The sequence below is a fragment of the Kitasatospora sp. NPDC088783 genome, assembly GCF_044750705.1.
Classification (GTDB): Bacteria; Actinomycetota; Actinomycetes; order Streptomycetales; family Streptomycetaceae; genus Kitasatospora; species Kitasatospora fiedleri.
Genome location: NZ_JBIVKJ010000013.1, coordinates 102,307 through 126,406, shown reverse-complemented (window position 1 = coordinate 126,406; position 24,100 = coordinate 102,307). Strand labels below are relative to the sequence as shown.

Here is a 24,100-nt window from a genome sequence, read left to right as displayed (position 1 = left end):
GTGGGCGGGGGCGGGGGGGGGGGGGGGGGGGGGGGGGGGGGGGGGGGGGGGGGGGGGGGGGGGGGGGGCGCGCCCCCCCCCCCCCCCCGCCTCCGCACACCGCGTGTCACACCGCCGTCACTGAGACGTGAATCACCCGTGACCCGGCACCTCTTGGGGAACCGGCTCCGCTCCGGTTACGGTCGTATGCATAGCAGGCGCTCGGCCGAGCAGGCAGGCGCAGTTCGACTAGCAGGCGGCTTGCCCATATACGGGCAGGTCCCGATAGCATCCACCCGGACAGCAGCCGTCCACACAACTCGATCCCCGCGGTGGCCCCCAGTCCAGGGGCGATTCACTGTCCCCGCGCGGGCCGCGACTAAAGGTCCTCGATGCCCATCAGCCCGTCCCCTCACACCTCCGCCCAGGGTCCCGGACCCGAGGGTCGGCGTCCCCGCGTGACCATCGCGCGCGGTGCCACCCCCTGGTTCGTTCCCACGCTGGCCACCGCCGCCGTGACGACCGCCCTCACCCGGCGTTCCGGCAAGTGGGCCCTGGCGGCCGTGCCCGCCTGCGCCCTGAGCGCTGGCATGCTGTGGTTCTTCCGCGACCCGGAGCGCGAGATCGGCGCCGGCCGAGTCATCTCCCCGGCCGACGGCGTGGTCCAGTCCATCGACGAGTGGCCGGACGGGCGCACCCGCGTCGCCATCTTCATGAGCCCGCTCAACGTCCACGTCAACCGGGCGCCGCTGGCCGGCACCGTGACGTCCGTCGAGCACATCGCCGGTGGGTTCGTCCCGGCGTTCAACAAGGACAGCGACCGCAACGAGCGCGTCGTGTGGCACTTCGACACCGAGCTCGGCGACATCGAGATGGTGCAGATCGCGGGTGCTGTGGCCCGCCGCATCGTCCCCTACATGGACGCCGGCACCAAGGTCGAGCAGGGCGAGCGGGTCGGTCTGATCCGCTTCGGCTCCCGCGTCGACACCTACCTGCCGGCGGGCGTCGAGGTCGGCGTCACGGTCGGCCAGAAGACCACCGCCGGGGTGACTCGCCTTGACCGTGACTGATCCGGAAACCCTCATGGAGCTCGACGACGAAGAGTCGACCGAGCTCCGCCGTCGACGCTGGGCCCGGGACCGCGAACTGCGCGCCCCCCGCTCCCCCCAGCACCTGTCCACCGCCGACTTCCTGACCCTCGGCAACGCCGTCTGCGGCTTCCTGGCGATCTACTCGATCACCACGGGCATCCTGATGCCGCACCTCACCGACGAGTCGACCGCCCCGGTCAAGCACAGCGCCGCCACCGCGGTCACCCTGCTGCTGATCGGCTCCATGTGCGACCTCTTCGACGGCCTGGTGGCGCGCAAGCTGCGCTCCTCCGCGCTCGGCGCCGAGCTCGACAACCTGGCCGACCTGATCAGCTTCGGCATCGCGCCGGCCTACTTCGTCGCGGTGTGGGGCCTGGTCTCCCCCGGCTCCAACCAGCAGCTGTCCGCGTTCATCGCGCTGACCGTGCTGCTGGCCGTGGTGCTGCGGCTGGCCCGCTTCTCGGCGGTCAAGATGCGGCCCGGGATCTTCCAGGGCATGCCCTGCCCGATGGGCGCGATGACCGTGCTGGCCATCGTGCTGCTCGACCCGCCGTTCGTCCCCGGCCTGCTGATGATCTTCGGCGTGGCCTACCTGATGGTCAGCCGGATCGAGTACCCCAAGCCGCAGGGCCTGCTCGCCACCGCGACGCTGGCCTGGATCGTGGTCTCCATCGGCTGCCTCGCCTCCTGGGCGGCGGGCCTGCCCGGCGGCGACACGCTGATGCACATCGGCGCGGTCGCCCAGATCGCGCTGGCCGCGATGGCGCCGCTGCTGGTCATCCGCCGCAAGGTCGGCGAGAAGGTCGGCGTGGTGCGGGCGCGACGGGCCGAGAACCGGGGCTGACGCCCCCCGCGGTACGCGAAGAGAGCCGCCCTCCCGGAGAACTTCCGGGAGGGCGGCTCTTTCCGCTGTGGCGTTCCGCGCTGTGTCGTTCCGTGCTCTGGCGTTCCGCGCTGTCGTCGCGTTCCCCTTCGCGGGGAGGCGGCTACGCGCCGCCGTTGTGCACCGAGAAGGCGCTGCGGCGGGCGGCCCGGGCCACCGCCGGGTCGGGGTGGACCGAGGCGACGGCCGTCAGGACGCTCGCGGCGCGCGGGTGGCCGGACTGGCGGGCCCGGTGGAACAGCCGGACCGGCTCGCCGGCCGACGCGCCCTCGACGTGGCCGACCAGCAGCGCGGTCTCGCCGTGGTCGAGCACGGCGGCGGCGGTGTCCACCCACAGCCAGGCGGCGTCCTCCGCGCCCAGCACGTCGGCCGGGGACACGCCCTCCTCGTCCAGCTGTTCGGCCAGCCAGAGCAGCGCGTAGGGGCGCAGAACGGCCTCCTCGACCGCGCCCCGCACGCCCTGCTCGGCGGTGGAGCCGGCCACCACCCGCAGCGCCTCGAAGGCGAGGCCGCGGACCAGTGCGTCCTCGCCGCGGGCGGCTTCCAGCAGTTCGGCGACGGCGCGGTCGGCGGGGCGGGCGGCGACCCAGGCCCGGAACTCGGCGCGGGCCGGGCCGGGGCTGTAGTCGGCGCAGGCGCTGAGCAGCTCGGCGGCGCTCTGCTCGATGTGGCCGGCGGCGGTCTGCGCGACGGTGCAGATCTCCTCCAGCTTGGCCCGGACCGCCCAGTGGCCGAGCGGGGAGAGCTCGGCGGCCTCGTCGCGGCGGCCGAGCGCGCCGACGGCGGCCAGGCCGTCGAGCATCCAGTCGAGCACGGCGGCGACGTCGGCGGGCGAGTGCGGGGTGTCGATCTGCGGCTCGCGGCAGGTGCCGCGGACGGCGGAGACCGCGAACGCGGCGTGCGGGACGGGCGACAGCGGGAAGGTGCCGGAGCTGGGGCCGAGGCGGCGCTCGTCGAGGCCGCGGCGGAGCAGTTCGAGCAGTTCGCTGTCGGCGACCGGGCCGTCCACCAGGTGCAGGAAGGACAGCAGCTGGGGGGCTTGGTCGACGGCCTGCCCGGCCAGCTGGGCGAAGACGCCGCGCAGCGCGGCGGGCGGGACGGGGGCGAGCAGCGTCCAGGCGTCGAACAGCGCGGACCAGCCGCGGACCACCGCCTCGTCGTCGTGCTCCCAGGCGTGCAGCCGCCAGCCGGGGCCGGCACCGCCGTCGCGGAGTTCGACCAGGCCGACCAGCAGGGCCTGGCCCCAGGCGTTGGCGGCGGCGCCCACGGTCATCGCCAGGGCGCGCCCGGCGGCGCGGGCGTCGTCGGGGAGCAGTTCGCCGCGCTTGTCGACCTCGGAGAGCTCGCCGGCCCAGCGGGCGACGCGGACGGCGTCGGCCAGCATCCGGCGGGCCAGCGGGGCGAGCTCGGAGGGGGCGGGGAAGCCGTCCGGCACGGGCGCCCGGCCGCGCCCCGGCTTCGCGGGGACCCGGCGGCGGGTGGCGGCGGCGGGTGGGGTGCCCTCCGCACGACCGACGGCCGCCGTTCCGGGCAGACGGGTCACCGTCGCACCGGTGCGGTGGGGCGGGTGCGGGGCATCACGGTCGCGCGGGTTCCGAGACGTCACGCCGTGCAGTCTTCCCCTTGTACGGGCCTTCTGTCACATCGACTGCCGCGCTGTCTCGGCCCGATGTCCGAACGGCTCGAACGGTGGGGGGACGAGTCGCCGCGAAACGGGAGGAATCACTCCGCTTTTCGGCGTGGACATGGCGGATATCGTGACCGCTCCGAGACGGAGACGCGGGGGGCGGCGCTCCGGTTCCCGCCCGCGCGACGGGGTCGCGGCGGGGTCGCGGCGGCGGCGTTCGGCGGGGCTGACGGGAGGCTGACGGGAGGCTGACGGGGGCTGGCTCACCGGCGGCGAGGGCGCACGGGAGCAGGGCTCAGAGCAGCGGGGCTCAGAGCAGCGGGGTGAGGAAGCGGCGCAGCGCCTCGGTGTACCCGTCCGGGTCGGCGTTCCACAGCGCGGCGTGCTCGGCGTGCGGCACCGGGTGCAGGCTGACCAGGTCGTCGCGGCCCTCGGCCAGGCGCCGGGCGGCGCTCCACGGGGCGACCGGGTCGTCGGGGCTGTGCAGCAGCAGCGCGGGCGAGGCCAGGTCGGCGCCGGAGGCGATCCGGGCGAAGTCGGCGAGGTCGACGCCGGTGCGGCCCTGGGCGGCGAGGGTGCCGAGTTCGCCGAGGGCGGGGGACGACCAGCTGCGGGTGGTGCCCCGGCGGACGGTCTCGGACCAGTCCAGCACCGGGGAGTCCAGCACCAGTCCGGCGATCCGGTCGCGCCAGGTGGAGCGGGCGGCGGTGTGCAGGGCGATGGTCGCGCCGACCGACCAGCCGTACAGCACCACCTTGTTGGCTCCCTGGGCGAGCGCGTACCGGACGGCGACGTCGACGTCCTGCCACTCGGTCTCACCGAAGTGGCCCAGGCCGTCGGGCGGGGCGGGCGTGCCCGCGTCGCCGCGGTAGCTGACGGACAGCGTGGGCAGCCGCAGCGCGTGCAGCAGCGGCAGCACCGGCAGCGTCTGCTCGCGGTCGGCGCCCGGGCCGTGCACCAGGACCACCCAGGTGCCGCGGATGCCGGCGGTGCGCCAGGCCGGGAGGTCGCCGAGCTCGCCGGCCACCGCGACCTCCGCGTAGTCCAGGCCGAGGGCGGTGCGCGGGTCGCCGAGCAGCACCCGCGGGGTGACCCGGACCTCGGTGCCGACCGCCAGGGTGCCGCCGTCGGCGCGCTCCAGCCGCCGGACCACCCGGTCGCCGGCGGCGTCCAGCACCTCGCCGACCACGGCGTGGCCGCCCTCGCCCCACTCCAGCGCGTAGTGGCCGGGGCGCAGGGTGTCCGGGGTCGCGGTCAGCACCACCCGCCCGGGCCCCAGCGCGTGCACCTTCACCTTCACCGGCGCGGGCCCGAACCCCCCGCGCGCCGGGCCGGGGCGCACCACCCGGTCCGACACTCTCCGGCCGAGCAGCAGGAAGGCCGCCGCTCCGGTTCCTGCGGCGGCGGCTGCGACGACGGCGGCGGTTCCCCAACGCATGGCGGTCTCCCGGGTCCTGGCGGTCCTGTCCTCCCAGTCCACCTGCCCGCAGGACGGACGGCGAATCGGGGCGGCGCGGCGGGTGACGGGACGGCGCGGTCGTCGCACCCGGGATTCACCGGGCGCGGATGACCTTCGGGTCCGACGCTTCGCTGCTGTACGCGGTCCGCGCGGCAAGAGCGCCCGGTGGTCGAGCGGACGTGGTCGCACGGGTGGCGGCCGTCGAGCGGATCACGGCCGGCGACCGCACCCACGGGGAGAGGAGGCCGCCGGTGAACGCCCTGGAGGACGTCGCCCGGGTGGCGGTCCTGCGCGGGAAATTCGACCTGGCTCGGCGCTTCCGGCGCTTCCGGCGCGCATGCCCGCGACGGCGTGTTCCTCGACGCCCTGGAGCTGTACCACGACGAGGAATCCCGGCTCCGGCAGCGCAGCGGGGAATTCACGAAACGGACGATCGCCCACGGCGCCGACCGGGCGGCGTCCGTCCCGGACGCACGGTGCCGGGACGGTCCCGGGGCAAGCGCCGCCGCTGCCCGGGACCTCTTTCGCGGGCCGTCCGGACCGGTTGCCGAGCCGGGGGTGGCAGCTGGGGAACGGCATCCGGATGTCCAGCAAAGACGTGCGCCGGTTGCGGCAGCACGGCCATCCGGAGGTGTTCCTCCGCAGTCTGCCCCGCCTGTCCTCCACCGGCCTCGAACCGGCCTCGAACCCGCCTCGAACCGGCCCAGGAGATCCTCGCGGATGCGGACGCGGACACCGGGCTGCCGGCGACCGCCCCGGTCGGATCGTGGACGGTCCGGCCGGTGGGGCGGCCGGGATCTGTCAGTCCGTCGGGCAGGAGCGGCACCGGCCGAGGCCGGCGGTGTGCCGCCGCCGGGCAGGGCGGCTGCGGGGACGCGGGAGGACGTCCGTCCCGGGTCACGGGGAGGGGTCGGGCAGGAGCGGGCGCATGAAGGTGCGTTCGTAGCGCAGGACGCAGCCGCTGTCGTCTCTGATGTGGTCCGCCTCGATGAAATCGGGATCCTTGCCGAACAGGGTCCGGTACTGCTCGTAGGCTGCGAGGCTGGGGAAGCTGAAGAGGGCGAGCGCCTTGTCGCTGGCGCCCTCCGCCGGCAGGAAGTAGCCGTGGTGCGTGCCGCCGTGGCGGTTGACCAGCTCCATCCAGCGGCGCCCGAACCTCTCGAATGCTTCGATCTGCGCCGGATCGATCACGTACTCCACTACGCAGGTAATCATGCGTCGAGGCTAGCGAGTTGGCGTGTGGGGGCCATCCCCCGCTCCCGCAGGATCAGCCGCTCGTACTCGGCGGCCGGGTCGGCGGCTTCGGCGAGGAGGTGCCGGAGGCGGGGGGCGGGGGGCGGGTCGGCCGCCGGCCGGTCGGACGCGGTCTCAGGCGCGGTCGTGGAGGGTGACGTGGTAGCCGTCGGGGTCGGCGAAGGTGAAGGTCCGGCCGAAGGGGCCGTCGATCGGCGCGGAGACGATGGTGTGGCCGTCGGCGGCGAGGGCGTCGTGGACGGCCTGGACGTCGGTGGCGTGCAGCCAGATCGCGGTGCCGATGCCGGGCCGGGCGGCGGAGTCGAGGTCGGTGCCGGGGACGACCTCGCGGAGGGCGAACGCGATCGGCCGGGTCGCGAAGACGACGGCGTGCGGCGGCCCGGCGGGTGAGCGGACGAGGCCGAGGTAGTGCTCGTAGAACGCCTGCGAGGCGGCGAGGTCGCGGGCCTGCAGCGAGATGAAGTCGGGGCCGGTGGCGGGCATGGCGGTGCTCCTTCCCTTTGTGTCAGATTCCTGACACGCACCAACGTATGTCAGACTACTGACATGAGTCAAAGCGGCACCGGCCCCGGCATCGACCTGGACAGCTCACTGGGCTACCTGCTGAAGGAGGCGTCGAGCGTCCTGCGCTCGGCCATGGAGGAGGTGCTGCGGCCGCTCGGCATGACGGTGACGCACTACTCCTGCCTCGAACTGCTGGCCCAGCGGCCGGGCCTGTCCAACTCCGAGCTGGCGCGCGGCGCGTTCGTGACCCGGCAGTCGATGAACGTGCTGCTCCAGAACCTGGAACGGGACGGCTACGTGACCAGGCCCGCGGAGCCCCCGGTCGGGAAGGCCCTGCCCGCCCGGCTCACCCCCCGGGGGCGGCGGAGCCTGGAGCGGGCGAGCGCGGCGGTCCGGTCCGTCGAGGTCAGGATGCTGGCGGGCATGACCGAGGCCGAGCGGTCGGACGCGTTCCGGAGCCTGCGGAGCATGGTCCGCTCGCTGCGCGACGGCCCGAACGGCCCGGACGGTCCGGGCGACCAGGACGGCGGCGGCGCGCCCGCCGCGCACCCCGCCTGAGCTGGCGCCTTGGCCCCGGCGGCCCGTCCGGCGGGGCCCGGTGCGGGGTGTGACCAAACCCTCCGCCGGCTCGGTTGACTGCCCCGAAGCGGGCGTGGTGGGATCTTCGGGCCAAACGGAGGCAAGCAGAGGAAGCCGGTGCGAGTCCGGCGCGGTCCCGCCACTGTGACCGGAACACCCCGCGCGGGGTGACCGGAAGTCAGGAGACTCTGGCCCCCGTTCCGTCGATCCAGGGCGCGGACCCTGAGTGAGGACACAACGCCATGGGGGCAGCCCCGTACCTGGTGGGCGCGGCCGCGGGATACCTCGCGGACGCCCGGTTCGGAGATCCCCGGCGCGGCCACCCCGTCGCCCTGTTCGGCACCGCCGCGGCCCGGCTGGAGCGCCGCCTGTGGCGCGACCACCGCGGGGCCGGGGCGCTGCACACCGCGCTCGCGGTCGGCGCGGTCGCGGGCGGCGCGGGGCTGGCCGTCCGGGCGGTGCGGCGCTCGCCGCTCGCGGCGGGGGCGCTGGCCGCCGCGGCGGCCTTCACGGTGCTGGGCGGGACGTCGCTGACCCGGGAGGCCCGGACGATCGGGCGCTCGCTGGCGGACGGCGACCTGGCCGGGGCCCGGGAGCGGCTGCCGCACCTGTGCGGGCGCGACCCGTCCGGCCTGGACGAGCGGCAGGTGGCCCGGGCGGTGGTCGAGTCGGTCGCCGAGAACACCGCCGACGCGGTGGTCAACGCCCTGGTGTGGGGCGGCGTCGCGGGCGTGCCGGGGCTGCTGGCCTTCCGGGCCGTCAACACGCTGGACGCGATGGTCGGGCACCGGTCGGCGCGCTACCGGCGCTTCGGCTGGGCCGCGGCCCGGCTGGACGACGTCGCGGGCTGGCCGGGCGCCCGGCTGACCGCGCTGCTCACCGTCGCCGCGTCCGGCGCGCCCGGGCGGACCTGGCGGGTCTGGCGGCGGGACGGCTCCGCGCACCCGAGTCCCAACGCGGGCCAGGCGGAGGCCGCGTTCGCGGGCGCACTGGGCGTCCGGCTGGGCGGGACGCTGCGCTACGGCGAGCGGGTCGAGCACCGGCCGGTCCTCGGCGCGGACCTGCCGCCGGTCGGCGCCCCCGACATCGAACGGGCCTGCCGCCTCTCGCGCCGGGTCGGCGCGCTCGCCCTCGCCACGACGCTCGCCGCGCGGGCCGTCCTGGCCGGGCGGCGCGGGTGAGCCCGAGCGCGCGGCGCGCGCGGGCGGTGCGACCGGCTCCGGCCCCGGCACGTCTCGGCGGACCGCCCGCCTCCCCCCTCCTCCCCCTCCTCCTCGGGGCGCCGGAGGGTGCCCGCTTCCCGCGGTTCCTCGCACCCCCGGCCCGTGCCGGACGAGCCACCGCGCCGCCGGCGGCCCGCGGCCCCGGCCGCCGCGGCACGGGACTCCGGCCGACCGCCCTCCCCTCTTCCCCTCCGTCCCCTCCGTTGTGAAGGAGTCCTGCCGTGAACGGCGCGCTGCTGGTGGCCGGTACGACCTCGGATGCGGGAAAGAGCGTGGTGACGGCGGGGATCTGCCGGTGGCTGGCCCGGCAGGGGGTGCGGGTGGCGCCGTTCAAGGCGCAGAACATGTCGCTGAACTCCTTCGTGACGGTCGACGGGGCGGAGATCGGGCGGGCGCAGGCGATGCAGGCGCAGGCGGCGGGGGTGGCGCCGGAGGCGGCGATGAACCCGGTGCTGCTGAAGCCGGGGGCCGACGGGCGCAGCCAGGTGGTGCTGCTGGGGCGGGCGGTCGCGGAGGTCGGGGCGCTGGACTACCGGGAGCGCAAGCCCGTCCTGCTGGAGCGGGCGCTGGAGTGCCTGGCGGACCTGCGGTCGCGGTTCGACGTGGTGGTGTGCGAGGGCGCGGGCTCCCCGGCGGAGATCAACCTGCGGGACCGGGACATCGCCAACATGGGGCTGGCCTCGGCGGCCCGGCTGCCGGTGGTGGTGGTCGGGGACATCGACCGCGGCGGGGTGTTCGCGTCGATGTTCGGGACGCTGGCGCTGCTGTCGCCGGACGACCAGTCGCTGGTCGCGGGGTGGCTGGTCAACAAGTTCCGCGGGGACGCCCGGCTGCTGGCGCCGGGCCTGGAGATGCTGCGGCAGCTGACCGGCCGCCCGGTGCTGGGGACGTTCCCGATGCTCCAGGGGCTGTGGCTGGACGCGGAGGACTCGCTGGACCTGGCCTCGGTCGCGGCGCGCCCGGCGGCGGGCGCCCCGGTGGGGGCGCAGGTGCTGCGGGTCGCGGTGGTGCGCTTCCCCCGGCTGTCGAACTTCACGGACGTGGACGCGCTGGCGCAGGAGCCGGGCGTGCTGGTGCGCTGGGCGACCCGCCCGGAGGAGCTGGCCGACGCCGACCTGGTGGTGCTGCCGGGCACCCGGGCCACCGTCGCGGACCTGGCCTGGCTGCGGGCGCAGGGGCTGGCGGAGCCGCTGGCGGACCGGGTCGCGGCGGGGCTGCCGGTGCTGGGGGTGTGCGGCGGGTACCAGATGCTGGGGCGGGAGATCCTCGACGAGGTGGAGTCGAAGGCCGGTGCGGTGGACGGCCTGGGGCTGCTGCCGGTGCGGGTGGTGTTCGGCGCCGAGAAGGTGCTGGCCCGGCCGTCGGGGGTGGCGCTGGGCGAGCGGGTGGAGGGGTACGAGATCCACCACGGCGTGGTGGCGGTGGAGGGCGGCGAGCCGTTCGTCGCGGACGCCGCCGGCCGGCCGCTGGACGGCTGCCGCACCGGCGCGGTGTGGGGGACGACCTGGCACGGCGTGCTGGAGAACGACGCGTTCCGGCGGGCGTTCCTGGCCGAGGCGGCCCGCGCCGCCGGGCGGTCCTTCGTCCCGGCACCGGACACCTCCTTCGCCGCCGCCCGCGAGCGACGGCTGGACGCGCTGGGCGACTTGGTCGCGGAGCACGCCGACACGGACGCGCTGTGGAAGCTGATCGAGAACGGGGCACCGGCGGGTCTGCCGTTCGTGCCGCCCGGGGCTCCGGCCCCACTGGAGATGGGGAGTGCCAAGTGACCGAGGCCCGTTATCCGTTCACGGCGATCGTGGGCATGGACGACCTGCGGCTGGGGCTGCTGCTGAACGCGGTCTCGCCGGCCGTGGGCGGGGTGCTGGTGCGCGGCGAGAAGGGGACCGCGAAGTCGACGATGGTGCGGGCCCTGGCGGGGCTGCTGCCGTCGATCGACGTGGTGGCGGGCTGCCGGTTCGCCTGCGACCCGGCGGCGGTGGACCCGCAGTGCCCGGACGGGCCGCACGCGGGGGCGGGCGAGGACGAACGGCCGGCGTTCCTGGTGGAGCTGCCGGTGGGCGTCTCCGAGGACCGGGTGGTCGGCTCGCTGGACCTGGAGCGGGCGCTGGCCGAGGGCGTGAAGGCGTACGAGCCGGGCCTGCTGGCGAAGGCGCACCGCGGGGTGCTGTACATCGACGAGGTGAACCTGCTCCAGGACCACCTGGTGGACCTGCTGCTGGACGCGGCGGCGATGGGCCGCTCGTACGTGGAGCGCGAGGGCGTGTCGGTGCGGCACGCGGCGCGGTTCCTGCTGGTCGGGACGATGAACCCGGAGGAGGGCGAGCTGCGTCCGCAGCTGCTGGACCGGTTCGGCCTGACGGTGGAGATCGCGGCGACCCGGGACGCGGACGAGCGCGCCGAGGTGGTGCGCCGGCGGCTCGGCTACGACGCCGACCCGACCGGCTTCGCGGCCCGCTGGGCCGACCGGGAGCGGGAACTGGCCGAACGGATCACCGCCGCACGGGAGTTGCTGCCGAGCGTGGAGCTGTCCGACCTGGCGCTGCGGCAGATCACGGCGGTGTGCGCGGCGTTCGAGGTGGACGGCCTGCGGGCGGACATCGTGATGGCGCGCACGGCGGTGGCGCTGGCCGCCTGGGCGGGCCGCACCGAGGTGCGGGAGGAGGACGTCCGCACCGCCGCCCGGCTGGCGCTGCCGCACCGGCGGCGGCGCAACCCGTTCGACGCGCCCGGACTGGACGAGGAGCAGTTGGACCGGACGCTGGCCGAGCACCGGCCGGAGGAGCCGGAGGAGCCCCAGGGCCCGCCGGAGGACGACGGCCCGGACGGCGGCGGACCGGACAACGGCGGACCGGACAACGGCGACGGCGGCGGTCCGGACGGCGGTGGCGGCGCGCCGGAGCCGTCCGGGCCCGACGACCTGCCCGCGCGGGAGGATTCGACCGAGGCGCCCGCCCCGCCGCGGCAGCGCCCGGGCGGCGGGCGGGAGTCGGCGCCGGTGGCGGCCGACCAGCCGTACCGGACGCGGCTGTTCAAGGTGGACGGCACCGGCCGGGGCGCCCAGGGGCGGCGCTCGCCCGCCGAGACGGAGGCCGGGCACACCATCCGGGCCCGCCGCCCGCGGGGCCGGCTGTCCCGGCTGCACCTGAGCGCGACGCTGCGCGCGGCGGCGCCGCACCAGGCGGCGCGCGGGCGCAGCGGCCGGGCGCTGGTGCTGCGCCGGGACGACCTGCGCGAGCAGGTGCGCCGGGGGCGGGAGTCGAACCTGGTGCTGTTCGTGGTGGACGCCTCGGGGTCGATGGCGGCCCGGCAGCGGATGACGGCGGTCAAGGGCGCGGTGCTGTCGCTGCTGATGGACGCCTACCAGCGGCGCGACAAGATCGGGCTGGTGACGTTCCGGGGCGCGGACGCGGAGTTGGCGCTGCCGCCGACCTCCTCGGTGGAGGTGGGCGCGGCCCGGCTGGAGCAGCTGCCGACCGGCGGCCGGACGCCGCTGGAGGCGGGCCTGCTGCGGGCGCACGAGGTGCTGCGGGTGGAGCGGCTGCGCGACCCGGACCGCCGTCCGCTGCTGGTGGTGGTCACCGACGGCCGGGCCACCGGCGGCCGGGACGCGCTGCCGCGGGCCCGCCGGGCGGCCGGGCTGCTGGCCGCGCAGGGCGTGGCCGCGGTGGTGCTGGACTGCGAGTCCGGCCCCGTCCGGCTGGGTCTGGCGAGGGAGTTGGCGGCGCACCTGAACGGTGACGCGGTGAGCCTGGACGAGCTGCGGGCCGAAGGGGTGGCCTCGCTGGTGCGGGAAGCCCGGACGACCATGACGACGACGACGACGCGAAAGGCGGCGTGAGCGGTATGCCCAAGGGAGTGGCGGAGAACGTCCCGGACGACGGGCTGACGACCCGGCAGCGGCGGACGCTGCCGATCACGGCGGTGCACACCGGGCCGGGCAAGGGGAAGTCCACGGCGGCGTTCGGGATGGCGCTGCGGGCCTGGAACCAGGGCTGGCCGGTCGGGGTGTTCCAGTTCGTGAAGTCGGCGAAGTGGAAGGTCGGCGAGGAGAACGCGCTGCGGGTGCTCGGCGAGTCCGGGCAGGGCGGCACGGTGGCCTGGCACAAGATGGGCTCGGGCTGGTCCTGGGTGCAGCGCGACATCGAGTCCTCCGAGGAGGCGGCCCGGGAGGGCTGGGAGCAGGTCAAGCGGGACCTGGCGGCCGAGACGTACCGGTTCTACGTGCTGGACGAGTTCACCTACCCGCTGCACTGGGGGTGGATCGACGTGGCCGAGGTGGTCGGGGTGCTGCGGGACCGCCCGGGCAGCCAGCACGTGGTGGTGACCGGCCGGTACGCGCCCGAGCCGCTGCTCGAACTGGCCGACCTGGTCACCGAGATGACCAAGGTGAAGCATCCGATGGACGCGGGCCGCAAGGGCCAGCGCGGTATCGAGTGGTAGCGAGTTGAACGACGTGATACCCCGCCTGGTGGTCGCCGCACCCTCCTCGGGCGCGGGCAAGACCACGGTGGCCACCGGACTGATCGCGGCGCTGGCCGCGCGCGGGCTGGCGGTCTCCCCGCACAAGGTCGGACCGGACTACATCGACCCCGGCTACCACGCGCTGGCCGCCGGGCGCCCGGGCCGCAACCTGGACGCCTGGATGAGCGGCCCGGAGCGGATCGCCCCGCTGTTCGCGCACGGCGCGGCCGGGGCGGACGTCGCGGTGGTCGAGGGCGTGATGGGCCTGTACGACGGAGCGGCCGGGCGGGGCGAGCTGGCGTCCACGGCGCAGGTGGCGAAGCTGCTGCGGGCGCCGGTGGTGCTGGTGGTGGACGCCTCCTCGCAGTCCCGGTCGGTGGCGGCGCTGGTGCACGGCTTCGCGTCCTGGGACCCTGAGGTCCGGCTGGCCGGGGTGATCCTGAACAAGGTCGCCTCCGACCGGCACGAGACGCTGCTGCGCGAGGCCCTGGAGGAGGGCTCCGGGGTGCCGGTGCTGGGCGCGGTGCGCCGGGCCGGGGCGGTCGACACGCCGTCCCGGCACCTGGGCCTGGTGCCGGCCGTGGAGCGCTCGGCGGAGGCGCTGCGGGCGGTGCGCGAGATGGGCGAACTGGTCGGCCGGTCGGTCGACCTGGACGCGGTGCTGGCGCTGGCCCGCACCGCCCCGCCGCTGTCCGCCGCGCCCTGGGACCCGGCGGCCGAGGTCGAGCCGCTCACCGGGCCCCGACCGCGGGTCGCGCTGGCGGGCGGCGCGGCGTTCTCCTTCTCGTACGCGGAGAACGCCGAACTGCTGGCCGCCGCCGGGGCCGAGGTGGTGCCGTTCGACCCGCTGCACGACGAGCGGCTGCCCGAGCGGACGGCCGCGCTGGTGATCGGCGGCGGCTTCCCCGAGGTGTACGTCACCGAGCTGAGCGCCAACGCGGCGCTGCGCGGGGCGGTCGCCGCACTGGCCGCGAGCGGCGCGCCGGTGGTCGGCGAGTGCGCCGGACTGCTGTACCTGGGGCGGGAGTTGGACGGCCTGCCGATGTGCGGGGTGCTGGACTCCACGGCCCGGATGACGCCCCGGCTGACCCTCGGCTACCGGGAGGCGGTGGCGCTCGCCGACTCGCCGCTGGCGGCGGCCGGCACCCGGGTGCGCGGCCACGAGTTCCACCGCACCGCCACCGACCCGGCGGCCGGCCCGTCCCCCGCCTGGGGCTGGCGCACCCCCGCCGGCCCGCACACCGAGGGCCACCTGCACGGCTCGGTGCACGCCTCCTACCTGCACCTGCACTGGACCGGCGCGCCCGCGCTGCCCGCCCGGCTGGTCCGGCACGCCGCCGCGTGGGCGGCCGGGCGGGGCTGAACCCGGACGCGGGCGGGTGACCTGGGCCGGACGCGGCCGGGGCCGGGTGACGGGGTGTCACCCGGCCCCGGTGGGTCGGCGCGGGACGCGGCGGGGTCAGACCGCCTGGTTCGAGGGGTGCTTGGCGGGCTCCTGGTCGTGGGTGGCCAGGCCCAGCCCGCGCCGCAGGTCGAGGATCAGGTCGTCGCCCAGGTGCTGGTAGCCGGCCGTCAGCTCGCGCTCGACGTCCTCGGCGCCGGTCAGCTTCCCGGCGGCCCGGAAGTGCCGGGCGGCCTCCCTGGACTCGCCCACCAGCCGGTCGACGGTCTTCCGGTCGGCGGTGGTCCACTGCGCCCCGGCGAGCAGCGCGGCCTGCTTGTCGGCGGCGGCGGCCAGCCCGTCGGCCCAGGTGCGGAACGCCGCCGGGTCGTCCGCGACGTCGAGGTCCTCGTTCGGGGCCTCGGCCCAGGCCCGGTCGAACTGGTTGGTGGCCAGCAGCAGGTGCAGCTGGTCGGAGGTCAGGGTGGTCTGGTCCTTGCGCAGCGGGGCGGTGAGCGGCTCGCTGTCGGTGAAGAAGCAGACCAGCCGCCGGCCGCCGACCGCGTCCCAGCTGTTCCGGTCGGGGTAGACGTAGCGGTAGTCCAGCGAGTCGCCGAGCGTCCAGGTGTCCATCACGTACTGGTCGACGTGGTCGGAGCAGCCCTTCTCCGCCTCGTCCTCCAGCACGCTCGTGGACGGGTAGTCACCCGTCTCGACCGGGATGCCGGTCCAGAAGACCTCGCCCTTGTGCGGCTGCGCGCAGTCGATCCGCTTGGTCACCAGCGTCCCGACCAGGTCGAAGCACTCGCCGACCTCCAGCCGCAGCGCGGAGGCGGCCGGCACCACCGCGGAGCCGTTGCGGGTGGAGGTGGGGCGGCCGTCGCCGTCGTCCTGCCCGGAGGCCGGGTCGAGGGCGTTGGCGACCAGCACCACCGCGAAGAGCACCGCCCAGATCGAGCCGATCACGATGGCCGAGACCGCCAGGCCCCGGCCGCGCTCGCCGGTCCGCTTGATCTGGCGCAGCGCGATCGGGCCCATGATGACGGCGGCGGTGCCGAAGAAGCACAGGAAGCTCACCACCAACGAGGCGATGGCCAGCCCGTTGGTGTACAGCGACCGCTGCTGCGGGAACGCCGGGTAGCCGGCGTTCCCGAACTGACCCGGCACCTGGCCGGGCACCTGACCGAGCACCTGGCCGGGGTACGGGCCCGGGCCGGGGTACGGGCCCTGCGGGGGCGGGAAGGCACCGCTCCCCCACGGCTGCCGGCCGTCCGGGGCGGGGGCCCACGGGTTGGCGGCGGGCCCGGCCGCCCCGGTCTCCGCCGCACCGGCCGCGGGGGCCGTGGCGCCGGGTGCGGGGGCCGCCCACGGGTTGGCGGCGGGCACGGGAGCGGGCGAGGGCACGGGAGCGGGAGCCGCGGCGGCCGCCTCGGGGGCAGCGCCGGGGGCGGGCAGCGCCCACGGGTTGACCGGCTGCGGGGCGACGGGCGCGGCGGCGGCATCCGCGGCGGGCTCGGCGACGGGTACGGCGTCGGCGACGGGCTCGGCGGTGTCGCGCTTCGCGAAGGAGACGGCGGGGACGCTCCGCTGGGCCTCAGCGGTCGGCCCGGCGCCCGCCTCCGCCTCCGCCTTCACCTGTGCTCCCGCCCCCGGCCCCGGCCCCGCCTCAGCGGCCTCGGCGGCCACGGCGGCGGGCTTCTCCAGCGAGAGGGCAGGCGGGGCGGCCGGAGCGCCGTCCCGGGCGTCGGCCCGGGCGTCGGCCGGGCCGTCCTTCCCGGTGCCCTCCTGGTCGAGCGGCATGAATGGTCCCCCCTGCGAGTGAAACGGGTCGAGGCTGCGCGAATATAGCGGACCGGGCCGTCGGCGCCCCACCGAGTTCCCCACCTGCGGCTGTGCCGCAGGCACATGGTCATTGCATGCAATGCATGCAGCGCTCTACGCTGGCCCGGTGCAGACCGAGAGCACCCGCGTGCGACTGCGGGAACTGATCCTGGACGGCCACTACCCGCCGGGCTCCCGGCTGGGCGAGGTGGAGGTCGCCGGGACGCTGGGGGTGAGCCGCACACCGGTGCGGGAGGCGTTCCGGGCGCTGGCCTCGGACGGGCTGCTGGCCCCGGCCGGGCGGGGCGTGCGGGTGGTGCGGCTGGACGGTGCGGAGCTGGTGCACGTCTACCGGGTGCGGGCCGCGCTGGAGGCGCTGACGGCCGAGCTGGCGGCCGAGCGGCAGCGGGCGGGGCGGCTGGCCCCGGCCGAGCTGACCGACCTGGCCGCGCTCGCCGACCGCACCCACCGGGCCACCGTGGACGGGGAGTTGACCGCGGCGGTGCGGCTGAACCGGGCCTTCCACCGGCGGGTCGCCGAGCTGGCGGCCAACCCGGTGGCGCTGCACAGCCTGGACCGGCTGTGGGACCAGATCCAGGTCTCCACCCGGCGCACCCTCGGCCCGCCCGGCCGCACCGCCCTGGTCGACGCCCAGCACCGCGACCTGCTCACCGCGATCACCGCCGGGGACGGGGCCGCCGCCGCCGCGGCGGCCCGCCGGCACGTCCTGGACACCTGCGCGGCCGACCGACCGGCCGCGCCCGACGACACGGAGTGACCCGCATGGCCTTCTCCCACGACCACCACTACGCGGTCCGGGTCGAGTGGACCGGCGACCTCGGCACCGGCACCGACCACTACCGCTCCTACGCCCGGGACCACACGGTCTCGGCCGAGGGCCTGCCGGACGTCCTGGGCAGCGCCGACCCGACCTTCCGCGGCGACCGCTCCCGGTGGAACCCGGAGCAGCTGCTGCTGGCCGCGCTGGCCCAGTGCCACCTGCTCTCCTACCTGCACCACTGCGCGGTCAACGGCGTCGTGGTCCGCTCCTACGCGGACGACTCCACCGGCACCATGCGCACCGAGGGCAACGGCGGCCGGTTCACCGAGGTGGTGCTCCGCCCGCGGATCGAGGTCGCCGAGGAGTCGATGCGCGCCCAGGCGCTGGCCCTGCACGGCCCGGCGTCCCGGGACTGCTTCATCGCCTCCTCGGTGAACTTCCCGGTCCGCCACGAGCCGGTGGTGACCGTCCGGCCGGCCGGCTGACCGGCTGACCGGCTGAACGACCGTCCGCGCCGCCGGCTGACCGGACCGGCTGGGCAACCGGCTGACCGGCCGCACCGGCGCCCGCGCCGCCGGGCAACCGTTCCGCCGGTCGGTACGTCCGGGTATTTTGGCACTCACGCACACGTGCAGGTCAGGAAAACGGGGGCACCATGGCGATCGAACTGCCCGGCGAGGTGGTGGACTTCCTCTCGATCATCGGCATCAACTGGCCGACGGTGAACGAGGACAAGGTCCGCGAGTTCGCGGGCCACGTGCGGGAGTTCGCGGAGAACGTGGACGCCTCGCACCAGCAGTCCACGGCGACGATCCAGCAGCTGGGCCAGGCCTACGAGGGCGCCTCCTACGAGGCGCTGCTCGCCAAGTGGGCGGCCGTCTCCGACCAGCACCTGAACGAACTCGTCCAGGCCTGCCACGTGGTGGCGCAGGCGCTGGACGCGGCGGCGGACGTGATCGTGGCGATGAAGGTGGAGACCATCGCCGAACTGGTCGCGCTGGCCGCCGCGTTCGTCGCCGACCAGGCCGCCGCGATCGCCACCCTCGGCGCGGCCGAAGCCGCGGTGCTCCTGATCGAGGAGGCCGCCAAACGCCTGATCAACTACCTGGAACAGCAGTTGGAGCAGTACGTCATCGGCCAGGTGGTGGAAGCCGCCATCAACCCGCTGGTGGACACCGTCGCCAACGCCGTCCAGGGCATGGTCTTCCAGGCCGCCGAAGGCGCGCTCGGCGTCTCCGCCGGCGGCGCGGGCGGCACCGGCTTCCGCATCGACCCGGACGCCCTGGACGAACACGCCCGCACCATGCACGACCACGCCGAGACCGTCGCCGGCCACGCCCAGGTCTTCCAGTCGAAGATCGCGGGAGTGAGCTTCGAGTGAGCAACCAGATCGTCAGAGCACTCGAACACGGCGCGCAGAAGCTCGGCAGGACACTCGCCGAGGACGCCGGCAAGGCGTTGAAGTCCTTCTACCGCAAGGCCGGCGACAACCTGAGGACCGTCGCCAAGAACACCCGCGAGATCGAGCAGAAGCACGTCAAGGACCTGGAGAAGATCCTCAAGGGCGAGGGCGGGGACGGCGTCCCGCACCCCCGTTCGGGCGGCGGCGGGCGCGGGTCCGCCCCGCACAACGAGGGCCGGGGCCGCGAGCGGGTGGCGGACCCGCACCGGCCGGGCCGGCCGCCCGAGTCGCGCTGCCAGGGCGGCGAGCCGGTCGACGTGGCGACCGGCGTGATGTTCATCGAGCAGCAGGACGTCGCCCTGCCCGGCGCGCTGCCGCTGCTGTTCAAGCGCTCCTACGAGTCCGACCACCGGGCCGGCTGGTGGATGGGCCCGGCGTGGGCCTGCACCTTCGACGAGCGGCTGGAGATCGACGCCGAGGGCGTCGTCCACCTCACCCCCGACCGCACCGCCCAGGCGTATCCGCACCCCGCGCCCGGCGAGCCCAGCCAGGCCGGCGCCGGCGCCCGGCTGGACCTCGCGCTCGCCCCGGACGGCGGCGGCTACACGCTGACCGACCGCGCCGGGGGCCTGGTCAAGGAGTTCACCCGCCGCCCGGCCGGGGACGTCGCCCTGCTGACCGCCGTCCGGGACCGCTCCGGCCACCGGGTGGACCTCGTCCACGACGCCGACGGCGTCCCGCTCTCGCTCACCCACTCCGGCGGCTACCAGGTGCTGGTGACCGTCGACGGCGGCCGGATCACCGCGCTGCGCCTGGCCGGCGCGGGCGAGGAGGGCCGCGACCTGCTGCTGGCCCGGTACGGCTACACCGACGGGCACCTGAGCTCGGTCTACGACTCCTCCGGCAAGCCGCTGCGGTTCGGCAACGACGCCGCCGGCCGGATCACCGCCTGGACCGACCGCAACGGCACCGAGTACCGCTACAGCTACGACGCCCGGGACCGGGTCACCGACGAGGGCGCCGCCGACGGCACCCTGCGCTTCCGCTTCGGGTACGGCGAACCGGACCCGGACACCGGCCTGCGGACCACCACGGAGACCAACGCCCTCGGGCACACCACCACCTACACCGTCAACGAGCGCCACCAGATCACCGCGATCACCGACCCGCTCGGGAACACCACCCGCTTCGAACGCGACGCGCACGACCGGCTGCTGTCGCGCACCGACCCGCTCGGCCGCACCACGCACTTCGCCCACGACGGCGTCGGCGACCTGACCGCCGTCACCCGCCCGGACGGCGAGCGGTCCACCGCGGCGTACTTCGGCGACACCAGCCTGCCCACCGAGATCACCCGGCCGGGCGGCCTGACCTGGCGCCAGACCTACGACGCGGCCGGTCGGCGCACCTCGGTCACCGAGCCGACCGGCGCCACCACCCGCTACCGGTACGACGAGGACGGCCACCTGGCCGCCGTCACCGACCCGCTGGGCCACTCCACCCTGGTGCGCTGCAACCCGGCCGGCCTCCCGGTCGAGATCACCGACCGGGACGGCGCCACCACCCGCTACCGGCGGGACGCCTTCGGCCGGATCACCGCCGTCACCGACCCGCTGGGCGCCGTCACCCGGCTGGAGTGGACCCCCGAGGGCCGGCTGCGCGCCTGCACCGCGCCCGACGGCACCACCGAGACCTGGACGTACGACGACGAGGGCAACCTGCTGGTCCGCACCGACGGGCTGGGCCGGGCCACCAGGTACGAGTACACCCCGTTCGAGACGGTCGCCGCCCGGACCGACCCCGACGGCACCCGGCTGGTCTTCGACTACGACGCCGACATGAACCTGGTGGCCGTCACCGACCCGCTGGGCCGCCGGTGGAGCTACGCGTACGACGCCGCCGGGCGGCTGGTCGGCGAGCGCGACTTCGACGGCCGGACGGTCGGCTACCAGCTGGACGCGGCCGGGCAGGTGGTCGCCCGCACCACCCCGACCGGCAGCCTGGTCCGCTACGCCTACGACCTGCTGGGGCAGGTGGTCGCCAAGGACGTCGACGGGGCCGCCACCACCTACGCCTACGACCCGGCCGGGCACCTGCTGCGGGCCACCGGACCGGACGCCGAGGTGCTGCGCACCGTCGACGCGCTGGGCCGCGTCCTCACCGAGACGGTCGACGGCCGCACCCTCACCCACACCCGCGACCCGCTGGGCCGCAGCGTGCGCCGCACCACCCCGGCCGGCCACGCCAGCGACTGGGCCTACGACCCGGAGGGCCGCCGGACCGCGCTGGCCACCGCCGCCGGCACCCTGGAGTTCCGCTACGACGAGGTCGGCCGGGAACTCGAACGCTCCCTCGGCGAACGGCTGACCCTGGCCAGCAGCTGGGACACCGAGCACCGGCTGACCGGCCAGATCCTGCGCTCCGAGCGGGACGTCCTGCAGCGCCGCGACTACGCCTACCGCGCCGACGGCCTGCTGACCGGCGTCGACGACCGGCTGAACGGCCTGCGCACCTTCGAGCACGACGCCGCCGACCGGGTCACCGCCGTCCGGGCCGAGGGCTGGACCGAGAGCTACGCCTACGACCCGGTCGGCAACCTCACCGAGGCCGACTGGCCCGCCACCGGCGCCACCGAGGCCGCCCGCGGCACCCGCGTCCACACCGGCACCCGGCTCACCGCCGCCGGCCGGGTCCGCTACGAGCACGACGCCGCCGGGCGCACCGTCCTGCGGCAGGTCACCCGGCTGTCGCGGAAGCCCGACACCTGGCACTACAGCTGGGACGGCGAGGACCGCCTCACCGGCGTCACCACCCCCGACGGCACCCGCTGGCGCTACCTGTACGACCCGTTCGGGCGGCGGACCGCCAAGCACCGGCTGGCCGCCGACGGGGTCACCGTCGAGGAGCGCACCGAGTTCACCTGGGACGGCTCCGTCCTGGTCGAGCAGACCACCTCGGCGCCCTACCTGCCCGGCCCGCACACCCTCAGCTGGGACCACAAGGGCCTCCAGCCGCTCGCCCAGACCGAGACCATCACCGACCGGGAGCAGGTCGACCGGCGCTTCTTCGCCATCGTCACCGACCTGGTCGGCACCCCCACCGAACTCGTCGACCCGGCCACCGACACCATCGCCTGGCGGGCCACTCCCACCGTGTGGGGCCACACCACCTGGCCCGGCGACAGCACCACGTACACCCCGCTGCGCTTCCCCGGCCAGTACTTCGACCCGGAGACCCGGCTCCACTACAACCTCAACCGCTACTACGACCCCGAGACGGCCCGCTACACCAGCCCCGACCCGCTCGGCCTCAGCCCCGCGCCCAACCCGCACGCGTACGTCCACAACCCGCACACCTGGGCCGACCCGCTCGGCCTGATGCCGGAGGCGTCCGGCGACCTCAAGAAGGAACTGATGGAGCTGGGCAAGAAACGCGCCCAGCAGGTCGCCGCCGGGCTCGGCGAGGACGAGACGCCGCCGGGCGCCTACACGGTGGGCCGCGACCGCACCACCGGCAGGACCTACTACGGTGAGAGCGGCCCGGAGACCGGGCACCACCAGAAGGTCAACGAGGCGATGCCCGCCGAGTCGCAGCGCACCGACGGCCGGCCGCCGGGGGTGTGCGGCGAGCCGCGGATGTTCACCAACGCGGCCAAGGACGGCGCGGACCCGAAGAACATCGACCTGGTCACCGTCAACACCAAGGGCAAGAAGTTCAAGATGTGCGAGAACTGCGGAAGTTGGGTCCCCCACTTCGGAGGCGAGGTACTGACCGGATGAGCGGCACCGACGGGCGCACGGGCGTCCCGGCCCTGCGGGAGGCGCTGGGCGGCGCGGCGGAGGTCGAGGTCCACCCGTTCGACCCGGAGCGGGCGTGCGCGGACTACGCCGAGGAGGGCTACCAGGTCACCGACCGGCTGCGGGAGTTCCTGGCCGCCTGGGGCGGGCTGACGGTGACCTGGCGGTTCCGCGGCGCCGAGACGGCCCTGACCACCGCGACCGGGCCGACCCTGGAGTCCACCCACGCCTTCCCGCGCAGCGTGGGGATCTGGTCCCGGCGCCTGGGGCAGCAGGTGGCCCTGGTCGGCACCGCCTTCGGCACCGAGGAGGCACTGCTGCTCGCCGAGGACGGCGACGTGCTGCTGGTCGGCGACGCCGGCTTCCAGCGGGTCGGCCACGGCTTCGCGGAGGCGGTCCGGCGCCTGGTCGCCGCCGACTACGACCGGACGTTCTTCTGGCCCGACCCGCCGGCGCCCGCCGCCGGTTAGCTCCGGTCCGGGCACCCGGCCGGTCGGCCCAGGTCACGGCGGTGCAGGCCGGCCGGCCCGGCGGCGGCGGTCAGCGCGGTCAGCGCGGTGATCCACCGCAGCGGGGCCGCCGCGACCGGCCCGCCCGGCCGGTGCGGGAGGCGCAGGACCGGGCCGCGCCAGGAGACCGGCACGAAGACGCCGAACCCGGTCCGGCCGTCAAGCCGTCAATTTGCAAGTCTCTCGGGATGGTTGCGCCGTCAGCCCAGGTAGGCCGGGGCGACCGCGGAGCGGACCAGCAGCGCGGGCGCGCCGGTGCCGTCGGCCGGGACGGTCCACAGGTCGGAGCCGTAGTCGCCGGGCATCGAGTAGAGCAGGGTGTGGTCGTCGGACCAGAGCGCCTGGTCGTCGATGTTGCGCTGCTCGGCGGTCGCGGTCTCGGTCATGGTGGCCAGGTCCAGCACGTACAGCCGCCACGGGGCGGCCGGGTCCGCGTCGGCGACCCGCTTCTTGTAGGCGACCCGGGTGCCGTCCGGCGACAGCGAGGGGCACTCGACGTTCTGGTGCAGGGTGGTGAGCGTGCGGGCCGCCAGGTCGCCCCTGACCAGGTAGGTCCGGCCGCCGGTGGCGACCGTCGCGTAGAAGCCGCTGTCGTCGGCGAAGGTCACGCCCCAGACGTTGACGTCGGCGGCCTGCACCTGGTGCCCGTCCCGGATCACCCGGAAGTTCTCCAGGTTGTCGTAGAACGTCCAGTCGCGGGTGTCGACGATCGCGGTGCGGGTGGAGAAGTCGGTGCCCGCGTACGAGTCGCCGCTGACGAACACCGTCCAGCCGACCAGGTGCCCGGACGGGGAGACCCGGGCCCGGGTCGGGATGCCCGGGGCGGGGAAGCGCCGGACCTCGTGCAGCGCGGAGTCCAGCACCGAGGCGTGGTAGGTGTCGTCCAGCGCGCCGCGCTCGGCCTGCAGGCAGATGCCGGTGCCGCCGGCGGCGTGGAAGCGCAGGCACTTGACCCCGGACGCGGTGCGCGGCCCGTCCGGGTCGTCGGCGGGCACCGCGGCGACCTCGTCGCGGTGCGGGCCCCAGGCCAGGTTGCGGATCAGCAGCCGCCGCCCGCCGGACGCGTCCAGCGCGACGCTCCCCTCGTGCACCGGCGGCCCGCCCGCCTGCTCCTGGTCGCGGCGGTCGGAGCGCTGAGCGGCGTACCGCACCGCGACGGTGCCGACGGTGGCCAGCAGCAGCACGGCGAGCAGCAGCACCAGCAGCTTGCGCCGGACGGACGCGGGGCCGTCGGGGGCGGTCGCGGACGCGTCGGGGCCGGGGGCGGAACCGGGGTCGGGGTCGACGGCGGCGGGAGCGGTCATGCCAGTGCCCTCCGGGCGGGGGTGCGGGGCGTACGGGGCGGG

General features: G+C 75.8%; 20 protein-coding genes and 1 riboswitch. Of the genes, 13 read left to right on the top strand and 7 right to left on the bottom strand.

Annotated features, from left to right (window positions below):
- Positions 1-371: 371 nt before the first annotated feature.
- Positions 372-1,049: a phosphatidylserine decarboxylase gene (locus ACIP60_RS29830; RefSeq protein ID WP_400690072.1), complete on the top strand. Its 678-nt coding sequence runs from the start codon at positions 372-374 to the stop codon at positions 1,047-1,049.
- 13 nt (positions 1,050-1,062) lie between these two features.
- A complete protein-coding gene (locus tag ACIP60_RS29825) occupies positions 1,063-1,914 on the top strand; it encodes a phosphatidylcholine/phosphatidylserine synthase (protein ID WP_100840185.1) in 852 nt (283 codons plus the stop codon).
- Positions 1,915-2,056: 142 nt separating this feature from the next.
- On the opposite strand, the gene ACIP60_RS29820 is transcribed toward ACIP60_RS29825, so the two are convergent.
- From ACIP60_RS29820 to ACIP60_RS29805, 4 genes are all read right to left on the bottom strand, one after another.
- Positions 2,057-3,496 (bottom strand): hypothetical protein, encoded by a 1,440-nt coding sequence (locus ACIP60_RS29820; protein WP_282202863.1) that lies wholly within the window; start codon positions 3,494-3,496, stop codon positions 2,057-2,059.
- A gap of 394 nt (positions 3,497-3,890) precedes the next feature.
- Positions 3,891-5,018: an alpha/beta hydrolase family protein gene (locus ACIP60_RS29815; protein WP_400690067.1), complete on the bottom strand. Its 1,128-nt coding sequence runs from the start codon at positions 5,016-5,018 to the stop codon at positions 3,891-3,893.
- 918 nt (positions 5,019-5,936) lie between these two features.
- Positions 5,937-6,254, bottom strand: a complete 318-nt coding sequence (locus ACIP60_RS29810; protein WP_400690064.1) for an NIPSNAP family protein — start codon at positions 6,252-6,254, stop codon at positions 5,937-5,939.
- Positions 6,255-6,407: 153 nt separating this feature from the next.
- Positions 6,408-6,776, bottom strand: a complete 369-nt coding sequence (locus ACIP60_RS29805) for a VOC family protein (RefSeq protein WP_400690061.1) — start codon at positions 6,774-6,776, stop codon at positions 6,408-6,410.
- A gap of 63 nt (positions 6,777-6,839) precedes the next feature.
- On the opposite strand from ACIP60_RS29805, the gene ACIP60_RS29800 reads away from it, so the two are divergent.
- The 6 genes from ACIP60_RS29800 to ACIP60_RS29775 all read left to right on the top strand — a co-directional run bounded on the left by ACIP60_RS29800 (position 6,840) and on the right by ACIP60_RS29775 (position 14,426).
- The gene (locus tag ACIP60_RS29800; protein ID WP_400690059.1) at positions 6,840-7,355 is read left to right on the top strand and encodes a MarR family winged helix-turn-helix transcriptional regulator; all 516 of its coding nucleotides are present in this window, start codon (positions 6,840-6,842) and stop codon (positions 7,353-7,355) included.
- Between the two features lie 127 nt (positions 7,356-7,482).
- A riboswitch (cobalamin riboswitch) is annotated at positions 7,483-7,565 on the top strand.
- A 53-nt stretch (positions 7,566-7,618) separates the two neighbouring features.
- Entirely contained in the window at positions 7,619-8,557 is a 939-nt protein-coding gene (locus tag ACIP60_RS29795) for a cobalamin biosynthesis protein (protein ID WP_400690056.1), read from the top strand.
- 263 nt (positions 8,558-8,820) lie between these two features.
- A complete protein-coding gene (locus ACIP60_RS29790; RefSeq protein WP_400690053.1) occupies positions 8,821-10,368 on the top strand; it encodes a cobyric acid synthase in 1,548 nt (515 codons plus the stop codon).
- Positions 10,369-10,403: 35 nt separating this feature from the next.
- Positions 10,404-12,440 (top strand): putative cobaltochelatase, encoded by a 2,037-nt coding sequence (locus tag ACIP60_RS29785; protein WP_400690245.1) that lies wholly within the window; start codon positions 10,404-10,406, stop codon positions 12,438-12,440.
- Positions 12,441-12,445: 5 nt separating this feature from the next.
- Positions 12,446-13,042, top strand: a complete 597-nt coding sequence (gene cobO, locus ACIP60_RS29780) for a cob(I)yrinic acid a,c-diamide adenosyltransferase (RefSeq protein WP_282206615.1) — start codon at positions 12,446-12,448, stop codon at positions 13,040-13,042.
- 13 nt (positions 13,043-13,055) lie between these two features.
- The gene (locus ACIP60_RS29775) at positions 13,056-14,426 is read left to right on the top strand and encodes a cobyrinate a,c-diamide synthase (RefSeq protein WP_400690242.1); all 1,371 of its coding nucleotides are present in this window, start codon (positions 13,056-13,058) and stop codon (positions 14,424-14,426) included.
- Positions 14,427-14,522: 96 nt separating this feature from the next.
- Here the strand turns inward: ACIP60_RS29775 and ACIP60_RS29770 are convergent, their stop codons facing one another.
- Positions 14,523-16,244, bottom strand: a complete 1,722-nt coding sequence (locus ACIP60_RS29770) for a DUF4190 domain-containing protein (RefSeq protein WP_400690050.1) — start codon at positions 16,242-16,244, stop codon at positions 14,523-14,525.
- Positions 16,245-16,392: 148 nt separating this feature from the next.
- Here ACIP60_RS29770 and ACIP60_RS29765 point away from each other — a divergent pair, with 148 nt between their 5' ends.
- The 5 genes from ACIP60_RS29765 (at position 16,393) to ACIP60_RS29745 (ending at position 22,715) form a co-directional block, all read left to right on the top strand.
- Complete coding sequence (locus ACIP60_RS29765) at positions 16,393-17,043, top strand: GntR family transcriptional regulator (protein ID WP_400690047.1); 651 nt, start codon at positions 16,393-16,395, stop codon at positions 17,041-17,043.
- 5 nt (positions 17,044-17,048) lie between these two features.
- A complete protein-coding gene (locus tag ACIP60_RS29760; RefSeq protein WP_100840195.1) occupies positions 17,049-17,531 on the top strand; it encodes an OsmC family protein in 483 nt (160 codons plus the stop codon).
- Positions 17,532-17,701: 170 nt separating this feature from the next.
- Entirely contained in the window at positions 17,702-18,427 is a 726-nt protein-coding gene (locus tag ACIP60_RS29755; RefSeq protein ID WP_400690045.1) for a WXG100 family type VII secretion target, read from the top strand.
- Positions 18,424-22,227: an RHS repeat-associated core domain-containing protein gene (locus ACIP60_RS29750; protein WP_400690042.1), complete on the top strand. Its 3,804-nt coding sequence runs from the start codon at positions 18,424-18,426 to the stop codon at positions 22,225-22,227. Before ACIP60_RS29755 ends, ACIP60_RS29750 begins: the two co-directional genes overlap by 4 nt.
- Positions 22,224-22,715, top strand: coding sequence for an SUKH-3 domain-containing protein (locus ACIP60_RS29745; RefSeq protein ID WP_400690039.1), 492 nt, complete (start codon positions 22,224-22,226; stop codon positions 22,713-22,715). Before ACIP60_RS29750 ends, ACIP60_RS29745 begins: the two co-directional genes overlap by 4 nt.
- Here ACIP60_RS29745 and ACIP60_RS29740 read toward each other — a convergent pair.
- The gene (locus ACIP60_RS29740; protein ID WP_400690037.1) at positions 22,712-22,888 is read right to left on the bottom strand and encodes a hypothetical protein; all 177 of its coding nucleotides are present in this window, start codon (positions 22,886-22,888) and stop codon (positions 22,712-22,714) included. The genes ACIP60_RS29745 and ACIP60_RS29740 overlap by 4 nt on opposite strands.
- Positions 22,889-22,954: 66 nt before the next feature.
- Entirely contained in the window at positions 22,955-24,058 is a 1,104-nt protein-coding gene (locus ACIP60_RS29735) for a TolB family protein (protein WP_400690034.1), read from the bottom strand.
- Positions 24,059-24,100: the final 42 nt, after the last annotated feature.

Bases quoted from the DNA above. Each gene is read 5' to 3' on its own strand.
- ACIP60_RS29830 (WP_400690072.1), top strand. From the start codon at position 372: ATGCCCATCAGCCCGTCCCCTCACACCTCCGCCCAGGGTCCCGGACCC.
- ACIP60_RS29825 (WP_100840185.1), top strand. From the start codon at position 1,063: ATGGAGCTCGACGACGAAGAGTCGACCGAGCTCCGCCGTCGACGCTGG.
- ACIP60_RS29815 (WP_400690067.1), bottom strand. From the start codon at position 5,018: ATGCGTTGGGGAACCGCCGCCGTCGTCGCAGCCGCCGCCGCAGGAACC.
- ACIP60_RS29810 (WP_400690064.1), bottom strand. From the start codon at position 6,254: ATGATTACCTGCGTAGTGGAGTACGTGATCGATCCGGCGCAGATCGAA.
- ACIP60_RS29805 (WP_400690061.1), bottom strand. From the start codon at position 6,776: ATGCCCGCCACCGGCCCCGACTTCATCTCGCTGCAGGCCCGCGACCTC.
- ACIP60_RS29800 (WP_400690059.1), top strand. From the start codon at position 6,840: ATGAGTCAAAGCGGCACCGGCCCCGGCATCGACCTGGACAGCTCACTG.
- ACIP60_RS29795 (WP_400690056.1), top strand. From the start codon at position 7,619: ATGGGGGCAGCCCCGTACCTGGTGGGCGCGGCCGCGGGATACCTCGCG.
- ACIP60_RS29785 (WP_400690245.1), top strand. From the start codon at position 10,404: ATGGACGACCTGCGGCTGGGGCTGCTGCTGAACGCGGTCTCGCCGGCC.
- cobO (WP_282206615.1), top strand. From the start codon at position 12,446: ATGCCCAAGGGAGTGGCGGAGAACGTCCCGGACGACGGGCTGACGACC.
- ACIP60_RS29770 (WP_400690050.1), bottom strand. From the start codon at position 16,244: ATGCCGCTCGACCAGGAGGGCACCGGGAAGGACGGCCCGGCCGACGCC.
- ACIP60_RS29760 (WP_100840195.1), top strand. From the start codon at position 17,049: ATGGCCTTCTCCCACGACCACCACTACGCGGTCCGGGTCGAGTGGACC.
- ACIP60_RS29755 (WP_400690045.1), top strand. From the start codon at position 17,702: ATGGCGATCGAACTGCCCGGCGAGGTGGTGGACTTCCTCTCGATCATC.
- ACIP60_RS29745 (WP_400690039.1), top strand. From the start codon at position 22,224: ATGAGCGGCACCGACGGGCGCACGGGCGTCCCGGCCCTGCGGGAGGCG.
- ACIP60_RS29735 (WP_400690034.1), bottom strand. From the start codon at position 24,058: ATGACCGCTCCCGCCGCCGTCGACCCCGACCCCGGTTCCGCCCCCGGC.